2 protein-coding genes are annotated in these 1,894 nt (G+C 53.7%); one reads left to right on the forward strand and one right to left on the reverse strand.

All coding sequences use genetic code 11. The features are described 5' to 3' along the window. Positions 1-200: 200 nt before the first annotated feature. Complete coding sequence (locus HQL52_18780; protein ID MBF0371490.1) at positions 201-1,382, reverse strand: N-acetylmuramoyl-L-alanine amidase; 1,182 nt, start codon at positions 1,380-1,382, stop codon at positions 201-203. A gap of 285 nt (positions 1,383-1,667) precedes the next feature. On the opposite strand from HQL52_18780, the gene HQL52_18785 reads away from it, so the two are divergent. Continuing rightward, on the forward strand, positions 1,668-1,894 hold a 227-nt coding region (locus HQL52_18785), incomplete at its 3' end, for a bifunctional 3-demethylubiquinol 3-O-methyltransferase/2-polyprenyl-6-hydroxyphenol methylase (protein ID MBF0371491.1).

The following is a 1,894-nucleotide window of genomic DNA, read 5'->3' on the forward strand; positions in this document are numbered from 1 at the left end:
GGGTGCCCTTTTCCCATAGACAAGGTCGGCTAAAGGGTGACGGCAAAAGAGCAACGGCATATGTCCAATTCTTGATTGGAATTGCTATATGATGAAAAATGAAGGTTTGTTGGGTGGTTCTAGAAGATGTGAAGGAAGCAGGTGTTGCGACCTCCCCTTTACGCTGAAGGTAAAGGGGAGGTAAAATCGGGTGGCTTGATTCAAGCGAGCTGGGAGGAACGAACGTATCTTTTGGCCCCTTTCAACATGGCCCTGGCCAGCTCTTCCTGATATTTGTTGCCCCGGAGGAGACGCTCTTCATGGCGGTTGGTGAGGAAGGCCATCTCCACCAATACCGAAGGGATGTCCGGAGCTTTTAAAACGGCAAAGCTCGCCTGTTTGACATCTTTGCGGTGCATTTTGAGTTTGGGCACATGATTCAGGGAGCCCAAAATGTTTTTACCCAGTACCAGCGCCCGGTTGAGGGAGTCCCGCTGGGAGAGGTCCATCAAAATGCCCCGAACTTCCGGATCCGATACCTGGTCCAGATCCACACCACCGATCAGGTCGGCACTGTTTTCCCGCTTGACCAGAGCCTTGATCGCCTTGTCCGGAGAGAGCTTGCCCTTTTCGGAAAGAGTGTAGACCGAAGCGCCCCGGGCAGAGCTGTCCCGGAAGGCATCGGCGTGAAGGCTGATGAAGAGGTCGGCATTGTGACTTCTGGCGATGGAGACCCGACGGCGCAGGGAGACGAAATAATCGCCGGTGCGGGTCAGATGAGCCCTCATGCCTGATTCTTTGTTGATATACCCTTGAAGCTGGCGGGCCACTTTCAGGGCCACGTCTTTCTCCTGGGTGCCCAACGCGCCTACCGCACCAGGATCCTCGCCGCCGTGACCGGGATCAATCACGATGACCGCTTCCCGTTTACGATTGGATTTGCGCCGCGTGGTGCTTTTGGATTCGGAGCGCTCTTTCCGGCTTTTGCTGCCCTCCTGACGGATCAGGTCGAGCACCAATCTGGGCCCCTGCTTGTGGTCCCCTTCCAGCAGGAAGGAGCGGGGTTTGATCCGCTCATTGACTTCGAAAACCGTCCGGGTCACCCCGGGTTTGGGATGTCCGGTACGTACTCTGCGGACCAGTTCATCTGAAATTTTCAGTTTGGATCTCGAAGAAATTTCCGCATTCATCAAGTCCAGCACCACCCGGTTGGGATTGTCCAACCGAAACAGGGTGTGCTTGACGGGTTGGTTCAGATCAAAAACCACCCGGGTGTGATCCGGAGCAGTCCAGATACGAATATCCGAAACAACCGTACGTTTTTTTGCCCAGGCTGATTCCACCGGCAGAAGAAGACCGCCTGCGGAGAGAGCCATTGCTTTGAGTAAGTGTCGCCTATCCATGAAAACGTCCCACCTTTTCTAAGACGAACAGTTCGCATATCCCCCGACTTGGGGTTCATGATATCCTTGAAACCGTTCCACCCTTTTGCACCCTGTGAATCAGCTTGAAACCCTTTCAAACCGGGGCTTGAGGGAGGGAATATGGGGTTGGATGCATATGGCAGGCCAACCGAGCATCAATCTTGTCCTTTTTTCTTTTGAAAAGGGATTGCCAGGGATTTTCCGGCTGTTCGAAAAAAACAGGAAAAATCTGGAAAACGGCCAGGGGATTATAAGGAGAGGCCCATGTCAACGATGGATCCGGCGGAAATCGCCAAATTTGCTGAAATGGCCCATGAATGGTGGGATTATGATGGGAAATTCAAGACGTTACACCAAATAAACCCGCTGCGGACCGAGTTCATCCGTACCCATCTGGGGGAATCGACCGGGGGGGATTTGAGCGGTCTGAACATTCTGGATATCGGCTGTGGGGGCGGCATTTTGTCAGAGTCCCTGGCCGAAGAGGGGGC

This window comes from Magnetococcales bacterium, assembly GCA_015232395.1.
GTDB lineage: Bacteria > Pseudomonadota > Magnetococcia > Magnetococcales > JADFZT01 > JADFZT01.